Annotated in this window: 1 protein-coding gene; it reads left to right on the top strand. The window is 69.5% G+C overall.

Annotated elements, in window-relative coordinates:
- The coding region (locus ACO6VM_RS27165) for an amino acid adenylation domain-containing protein (RefSeq protein WP_422404059.1) at positions 1–9,371 on the top strand (9,371 nt) is incomplete at both ends.

Below are 9,371 nucleotides of genomic sequence, written 5' to 3'. Positions count from 1 at the left end.
TTGTTCGACGCCAGCACCGTGGCCCGCCTGGCCAAGCACTGGCAACAGCTGCTGGCCGCCGTGGTCGCCGACCCGGCCCAGCGCATCGGCGCGCTGGCCTTGCTCGATGCCGAAGAAACCCGCGCGCAACTGGCGCAGTGGAACCCCAACCCGGGCACCTTCGCCGCCGAGCAGTGCCTGCACCAGCTGATCGCCGCCCAGGCCGCGGCACGCCCCGAGGCCATCGCCGTGAGCTTCCAGGGCCAGCAACTGAGCTACGCCCAGCTCAACGCACGCGCCAACCAGTGGGCGCACCAGCTGATCGAGCTGGGCGTGGGCCCGGACGTGCTGGTGGGCGTGGCGGTGACCCGCAGCCTGGACATGGTGGTCGGTCTGCTGGCGGTGCTCAAGGCCGGTGGCGCCTACCTGCCGCTGGACCCTCAGTACCCCGAGGACCGCCTGGCTTACATGATCGAGGACAGCGGAATCGGCCTGGTGCTTAGCCAGGCCGAAGTGGTGGGCCAACTGCCGCTGCCGGCGACGGTGCGCTGCCTGCTGCTGGAAGACACCCCGCACACCCAGGCCACGGATGACCCGCAGGTGGCCACCGGCCCGGACAACCTGGCCTACGTGATCTACACCTCCGGTTCCACCGGCAAGCCCAAGGGCACCTTGCTGCCACACCGCAACGTGCTGCGCCTGTTCAGCGCCACCGAGCACTGGTTCGGCTTTGCCGCCGACGACGTGTGGAGCCTGTTCCACTCGTACGCCTTCGACTTCTCGGTGTGGGAGCTGTTCGGCGCGCTGCTGTACGGTGGGCGCGTGGTGGTGGTGGCGCAGGACGTCAGCCGCTCGCCGGAAGACTTCTACGCGCTGCTGTGCGACGAAGGCGTGACGGTGCTGAACCAGACCCCGTCGGCGTTCAAGGCGCTGATGCAGGTGGCGTGCGAGCCGGCCTCGCGGGGCAATGCGCTGCGCCACGTGGTGTTCGGTGGCGAGGCGCTGGACGTCAACAGCCTGCGCCCGTGGTTCGAGCGTTTCGGCGACAGCCAGCCGCGACTGATCAACATGTACGGGATCACCGAGACCACGGTGCACGTGACTTACCGGCCCATCGGCTGGGCCGACCTGGCCCAGGTGGCCAGCAGCCCGATCGGCGAGCCGATCCCGGACCTGTCGTGGTACCTGCTGGACGCCGAGCTCAACCCGGTGCCCAAGGGCTGCGTGGGTGAGCTGTATGTCGGCCAGGCCGGCCTGGCGCGCGGCTACCTCAAGCGCGCCGACCTGACCGCCACGCGCTTCGTCGCCGACCCGTTCGGCGCACCGGGCGCCCGCTTGTATCGAACCGGCGACCTGGCGCGCAACCGCGCCGACGGGGTGATCGAGTACATCGGGCGGATCGACCACCAGGTGAAGATCCGTGGTTTCCGCATCGAGCTGGGTGAAATCGAGGCACGCCTGCAGCAGCAGGTGGCGGTGCGTGACGCGCTGGTGCTGGCCGAGGACGGCCAGCTGGTGGCGTACGTGGTGCCGCGCGAGGCGGCGGCGCTGGCGCAGGCGGGCGCATTGCGAGACAGCCTGCGCGCGGCGCTCAAGGGCCAGTTGCCGGACTACATGGTGCCGACGCACCTGCTGTTCCTGCCGACCTGGCCGCTGACGGCCAACGGCAAGCTCGATCGCCGGGCGCTGCCCAAGCCGGACGCCAGTGTGCTGCAGCAGGACTATGTGGCGCCGCAGAGTGAGCTGGAGCAGGCCATCGCGGCGATCTGGCAGGACGTGCTCAAGCTTGAGCGCGTTGGCCTGGATGACAACTTCTTCGAGCTCGGTGGTGACTCCATCGTCTCCATCCAGGTGGTCAGCCGTGCCCGCCAGGCCGGAATCCGCTTTACCCCCAAGGCCTTGTTCCAGCAACAGACCGTGCGTGGCCTGGCCCAGGTCGCCGAGTCGGGCGACAATGCCGGCCAGCTCGAGCAGGGGCCGAGCGAGGGTGCCTTGACCCTGCTGCCGATCCATCAGCACTTCTTTGCCAGCGAGATTCCCGCCCGGCATCACTGGAACCAGTCGGTGCTGCTCAAGCCGACCCGCACCCTCGACGGCGCCACCCTGGAGCAGGCGCTGCAGGCCCTGGTCGCCCATCACGACGCCCTGCGCCTGCGCTTCACCGCGCCGCAGGGGCAATGGCAGGCGCAGTTCGCCGCGCCCAGGAACGAACAGGCGCTGCTCTGGCAGGTCGACCTGGACAACCTGGAAGGCCTGGCCGCCGTTGGCGCCGAGGCCCAGGCCAGCCTCGACCTGGCCGACGGTCCGCTGTTGCGTGCGGTGCTGGCCAACCTGGCCGATGGCGAACAGCGCTTGCTGCTGGTGATCCACCACCTGGCCGTGGACGGTGTGTCCTGGCGCATCCTTGCCGAAGACCTGCAGCGTGCCTGTGCCGGCCAGGCCTTGCCGGCGCGCACCAGCTCGCTGCAACGCTGGGCCGAGCGCCTGGCCGAACATGCCGGCAGTGCATCGGTGCAGGCCCAGCTGGGCTTCTGGCAAGCGCAGTTGCAAGACCTGCCGGCCGGCTTGCCGCAGGCGCGCAGCGAGGCACGCCTGAGCCAGCAGTTGGCGCACAGTGTGCAGACGCAGCTGGACAAGCAGCTGACCCGCAAGCTGCTGCAGCAGGCGCCCGCCGCCTACCGCACGCAGATCAACGACCTGCTGCTGACAGCGCTGGCCCTGGTGATCACCCGCTGGACCGGTGAGGCGAGCATGGCCGTGCAACTGGAAGGGCACGGTCGCGAGGCGTTGTTCGACGACATCGACCTGACCCGCACCGTCGGCTGGTTCACCAGCCTCTACCCGGTGCGCCTGACCCCAGGCAACGGGCTGGGGGCCTCGCTCAAGGCAATCAAGGAGCAACTGCGCGCCGTGCCCGACAAGGGCCTGGGTTACGGCCTGCTGCGCCACCTGGGCGGCGCGTCGGCGGTCGCGGCCCTGGCCGGGCTGGACATGCCGCGCATCACCTTCAACTACCTCGGCCAGTTCGATGCCGGGCGCGACCAGGCCGATGCCCTGTTGCAGCCGGTGGGCGAGGATGCCGGTGCCGAACGCAGCGCCGATGCGCCGCTGGACAACTGGTTGACGATCAATGGTCAGGTGTTCGACGGCGAGCTGCGCCTGGGCTGGACCTTCAGCCGCGAGATGTTCGAGCCCGCGCAGGTGCAGGCCCTGGCCGATGCCTACGGCGCGGCCCTGGCCGAGCTGGTGGCGCACTGCTGCGATGGCCAGGCCGCCGGCCTGACGCCCTCGGACTTCCCCCTGGCGCGCCTGAGCCAGGCCCAGCTCGACCAGCTGCCGCTGGTGCCCGGCCAGGTCGAGGACCTGTATCCGATGGCGCCGATGCAGCAGGGCATGATGTTCCACACCCTGTTCGAACAGTCGGCCAGCGATTACATCAACCAGATGCGCCTGGACGTCGACGGCCTCGATCCTGAGCGCTTCGTCCAGGCCTGGCAGCAGGCGCTGGCCGCCCACGACATCCTGCGTACCACCTTCCTCTGGGAAGGTGACCTGGCCGAACCGCTGCAAGTGGTGCACAAGAACGCGCGCATGCCGTTCCAGCAGCATGACTGGCGCGGCCGCGACGACCTGGCCACGGCGCTCGATGCCCTGGCCCTGGCTGACCGCGAGCAGGGCTTCGACCTGGCGCAGGCACCCTTGCTGCGCATGGCCATGGTGCGTACCGGCGAGCAGGCCTATCACCTGATCTACACCAACCATCACATCCTCATGGACGGCTGGAGCAACTCGCGCCTGCTGGGCGAAGTGCTGCAACGCTATGCCGGGCAGGCACTGCCCGCCAGCCGGGTGCGCTACAGCCAGTACATCGACTGGCTGCAGCGCCAGGACAAAGCCGCCAGCCAGGCGTTCTGGACGGCCCAGCTGGCTGGCCTGGACGAGCCGACCCGCCTGGTCGATGCCCTGCCGCGCCCGGCCGCTGGCCGCCAGGGGCAAGGCGAAAGCCTGCGCAGCCTCGATGCCGCGCAGACCGCCCGCCTGAATGCCTTTGCCCGCGACACCAAAGTCACCCTCAACACCCTGGTGCAGGCCGCCTGGAGCCTGCTGCTGCAACGCAGCACCGGCCAGGACAGTGTCTGCTTCGGCGCCACCGTGGCCGGCCGCCCGGCCGACCTCAAGGGCGTCGAGGAGCAGATCGGCCTGTTCATCAATACCCTGCCGGTGGTGGCCGCGCCGTCGCCGCAACAGCCCCTGGGCGAGTGGCTGCGTGCCCTGCAGGCGCAGAACCTGGCGCTTCGCGAGCACGAGCAGACGCCGCTGTTCGAGATCCAGCGTTGGGCCGGGCAGGGCGGCGAAGCCCTGTTCGACAATATCCTGGTGTTCGAGAACTACCCGGTGGCCGAGGCCCTGCAGAACGCTTCGCCGCCCGGCCTGAGCTTCGGCGCTATCGGTAACCACGAACAGACCAACTACCCGCTGACCCTCGCCGTGGGCCTGGGTGATAGCCTCAGCCTGCACATCAGCTATGCCCGCAGCCTGTTGCGCGACGACAGTGTCGAGCAACTGCTGGCCCAACTGTGCCAGCTGCTGCTGGCCATGGCCGGGCACGGCGGCCGGGCGCTGGGCGAGCTGGCCCAGCTGGACGCTGCGCAGATCGAGCAGACTCTGGCCCACAGCCAGGTGCCGTTCACCTGCCCGGATGCACGCCCGCTGCACGAGCTGTTCGAGGCCCAGGTGGCCTTGCGCCCGCAAGCACTGGCGCTGGTCCATGGCGAGCAACGCTTGAGCTATGCGCAACTGGACGCGCGCGCCAACCGCCTGGCCCGTGCCCTGGTGGCCGGTGGCGCCGGGCCGGACCTGTTGGTCGGGGTGGCCGTCGAGCGCGGCCTGGACATGGTCGTGGCGGTATTGGCCGTGCTCAAGGCCGGCGCCGCCTACGTGCCGCTGGACCCGCAATACCCGGCCGAACGCCTGCAGTGCATGATCGAAGACAGCGGCCTGCGCCTGCTGCTCAGCCAGACTGCGCTGTTGCCGCGCCTGCCGGTGCCCGCCGCGGTGCAGGTGCTGTGCCTGGACCAGGACCAGGCCTGGCGCGACAGCGACCCTGCGCCCCTTGGGCGCAAGGTGCACGGCGACAACCTGGCCTACGTGATGTTCACCTCCGGTTCCACCGGCCGGCCCAAGGGCGTGGGCATCAGCCAGTCGGCGTTGAGCCGGCATGCCTGGGTGTCGGTGGACTTCTTCGGCCTGGACGCCGACGACTGCATGCTGCAGTTCGCCACCTTCAACTTCGACGGCTTCGTCGAGCAGCTCTATGCGCCGCTGGTGTGCGGCGCCGCCGTGGTGCTGCGTGGCCCACAGATCTGGGACAGCGAGACCTTCTACCAGCAGTTGATCAGTCAGCGCATCAGTGTGGTCGACCTGACCACCGCCTACTGGCACATGCTGGCCAAGGACTTCGCCGCCGTCGGCCCGCGCGACTACGGCCGCCTCAAGCAGGTGCACAGCGGTGGCGAAGCCATGCCCGCCGAAGGGCTGGCAGCCTGGCGTCAGGCCGGGCTCGGCCATGTGCGGTTGCTCAATACCTATGGCCCGACCGAAGCCACCGTCACCGTCAGCACCCATGACTGCACGGGCTATGTGAATGGCCTGGAGCCGCTACCGCTGACTCTGCCGATCGGCACCGTGCTGCCCGAACGCAGCCTGATGGTGCTCGACAGCAGCGGCCTGCTGGCTGCGCCCGGGGTGGTCGGTGAACTGATGATCGGCGGCGAACTGCTGGCGCGTGGCTACTTCAATCGCCCAAGCCTCACCGCCGAGCGCTTCCTGCCGGACCCGTTCGCCGGCCAGCCGGGTGGTCGCATGTACCGCAGCGGCGACCTGGTGCGCAACCGCGCCGATGGGGTGATCGACTACGTCGGCCGGGTCGACCACCAGGTGAAGATCCGTGGCCTGCGTATCGAGCTGGGTGAAATCGAGGCGCGGCTGCAGGAGCAGGCGGCGGTGCGCGACGCCGTGGTGCTGGCCCAGGCGTCGGCCAATGGCCTGCACCTGGTGGCCTACGTGGTGCCGGACGAGCAAGCCGAGGACGCCGTGGCGCTGCAGGCACGCCTGCGCGCGCATTTGCAGCAACACCTGCCGGACTACATGGTGCCGAGCCACTTGCTGTTGCTCGAGCAATTGCCGCTGAGCCCCAATGGCAAGCTCGACCGCAAGGCCTTGCCGGCGGTCGATGCCCAGGCGGCCCAGGCCAGTTTCGTCGAGCCGCGCAGCGAGCTTGAGCGCCAGGTGGCGCGGGTCTGGCAAGAGGTGCTGGGGGTCGAGCGTATCGGCCTGGGTGACCGATTCTTCGCCCTGGGCGGCCATTCGTTGCTGGCCACCCAGGTTGTCTCGCGCCTGCGCCATGCCTTGGGCCTGGACGTGGCGCTGCGCAGCTTGTTCGAGCATGACACCCTGGAAGCCTTCGTCGCCGGGCTGCAGCAGCCTGTCGCGGACAGCTCGCCGGCGTTGCTGCCGCGTGCCGCGGATGCGCCGCTGGTGCTGTCCTATGCCCAGGAGCGCCAGTGGTTCCTCTGGCAGCTCGATCCGCACAGCGCCGCCTATCACGTGCCGTGCGCCCTGCGCCTGCGTGGGCCGCTGCAGGTCGACGCCTTGCAACAGGCCTTCGCGGCGCTGGTGCAACGCCATGAAAGTCTGCGCACGACCTTCGTCCAGGACGGGCCGCGGCCACGGGCGGTGATCGCTGCCCAGGCCGAGGTCGGCATTGTGCGGCACGTGCTGCCGGCCCAGGCCGATGCGGCATGGATCGAAAACTTCCTGCACCAGCGCATCGAGCAACTGTTCGACCTGGGGCAGGGGCCGCTGATGCGGGTTGACCTGCTGCGCCTGGCCGACGATGAACACATCCTGCTGGTGGTCCAGCACCACATCGTTTCCGACGGTGGCTCGCAGCAGGTCATGGTCGATGACCTGGTGCGCCTGTATGGCGCCTTCAGTGCCGGCCAGGCCGCGCCTGTCGACGCGCCGGCGGTGCAGTACGCCGACTACGCGCTGTGGCAGCGCCAATGGATGGAGGCCGGCGAGCGTGAACGCCAGCTCGGCTACTGGGTGCAGCGCCTGGCCGGTGACCAGGCGCCCCTGGCCCTGCCCACCGACCATCCGCGCCCGCCGGTGCAAAGCCACCGCGGCGCGCGCCTGGACCTGCGCCTGCCGGCTGGCCTCGACGGCGCCCTGCAGCGCCTGGCCCGGGAGCACAACGTCACGCTGTTCATGCTGCTGCTGGCCTCGTTCCAGGCCCTGCTGCACCGCTACAGCGGCCAGCAACAGGTACGTGTCGGTGTGCCGGTGACCAACCGCAACCGCCTTGAAACCGAAGGCATGGTGGGCTTCCTGACCAACACCCAGGTGCTCGATGCGCACTTCAGTGCCCGGCAGACCTTCATCGAACTGCTGCAACAGGTACGTGAAACCGCCCTGGGTGCCCAGGCCCACCAGGACCTGCCGTTCGAGCAACTGGTCGAGGCCCTGCAGCCCCAGCGCAGCCTGAGCCACAGCCCGTTGTTCCAGGTGCTGTTCAATCACCAGCGCGAGCCTGCCCGTGGCCGTGACGGCCAGCGGGTGGCGCAGCTGCAGGTCGAGACCCTGGCCTGGGAAACCCGCACCGCGCAATTCGACCTGGCCCTGGACACGGTGGAGGCCAGCGACGGCCTGAGTGCTTCGCTGACCTATGCCACCGACCTGTTCGAACCGGCTACCGCCGCGCGCATGGCGCGCCACTGGAGCAACCTGCTGCAGGCGATCGTCGCCAATCCGACGGCGGTGGTCGATGAACTGCCGATGCTCGATGCCACTGAACGCGACCAGACGCTCAGCGGCTGGAACGCCACCGCCACCCAGTACCCGCTGCAACGCAGCGTGCAGCAGCTGATCGCCGAGCAGGTGGCGCGCACGCCAGACGCCGAGGCGCTGGTGTTCGGCGAGCAGCGCCTGAGCTACGCCCAGCTCGACGCCCGCGCCAACCAGCTGGCTCATTGCCTGATCGGCCAGGGCGTCGGCCCGGACGTGCTGGTGGGCATCGCCGCCGAGCGCAGCGTGGAAATGGTGGTCGGCCTGCTGGCGATCCTCAAGGCCGGCGGCGCCTACGTGCCGCTGGACCCGGAATACCCCAGCGAGCGCCTGAGCTACATGTTCGAGGACAGCGGCATTGCCCTGCTGCTGACCCAGAGCCACCTGCAACTGCCGCTGCCGGCCGGGCTGAAGGTGCTGCTGCTCGACCAGCTGGCGCTGGACGGCTACCCGGCGCACGCCCCGGCGGTGGCGGTGAGCCCGGAAAACCTGGCCTACGTGATCTACACCTCCGGTTCCACCGGCAAGCCCAAGGGCGCCGGCAACCGCCACAGCGCGCTGACCAACCGGCTGTGCTGGATGCAGCAGGCCTATGGCCTGGATGGCAGTGACACGGTGCTGCAGAAGACCCCGTTCAGCTTCGACGTGTCGGTGTGGGAGTTCTTCTGGCCGCTGATGACCGGCGCGCGCCTGGCGGTGGCCGGGCCTGGGGATCACCGCGACCCGTCGCGGCTGGTCGAGCTGATCAACGCCCACCGGGTCACCACGCTGCACTTCGTGCCGTCGATGCTGCAGGTGTTCCTGCAGGACGCCCAGGTGGGCAGTTGCACGGGCCTGGCGCGCATCGTCTGCAGTGGCGAGGCGTTGCCGGTGGATGCCCAGCAGCAGGTGTTCGCCAAGCTGCCCCAGGCCGGGCTGTACAACCTGTACGGGCCGACCGAGGCGGCGATCGACGTGACCCACTGGACCTGCCGCGAGGAGGGCGCCGACACGGTGCCGATCGGCCAGCCGATCGCCAACCTGGCCACCTACGTGCTGGACGCCGAGCTGAACCCGGTGCCGGTGGGGGTGATCGGCGAGCTGTACCTGGGCGGCGCAGGCCTGGCGCGCGGTTACCACCGCCGCCCGGCGCTGACCGCCGAGCGTTTCGCCACCAGCCCGTTCGGCAGCGGTGAACGGCTGTACCGCACCGGCGACCTGGCGCGCCAGCGCGCCGACGGGGTGATCGAGTACGCCGGGCGCATCGACCACCAGGTGAAGATCCGCGGCTTGCGCATCGAACTGGGCGAGATCGAGGCGCGGCTGATGGAGCAAGCGCAGGTGCGCGAGGCGGTGGTGCTGGCCCTGGATATCCTCGGCAGCCAGCAGCTGGTGGGCTACCTGGTACCGCAGGACGGCGTGGATACCCACAACCTGCGCGACACGCTGAAGGCCAGCCTGTTGGCGCAGCTGCCGGACTACATGGTGCCGAGCCACTGGGTGCTGCTGGCCGAACTGCCGCTGAGCCCCAACGGCAAGCTGGAGCGCAAGGCCCTGCCGCGCCCGGA

Origin of the sequence: Pseudomonas sp. GZD-209, assembly GCF_049310485.1 — a bacterium.
GTDB classification, from domain to species: domain Bacteria; phylum Pseudomonadota; class Gammaproteobacteria; order Pseudomonadales; family Pseudomonadaceae; genus Aquipseudomonas; species Aquipseudomonas sichuanensis.
This window is presented reverse-complemented; position numbering and strand designations above follow the sequence as displayed.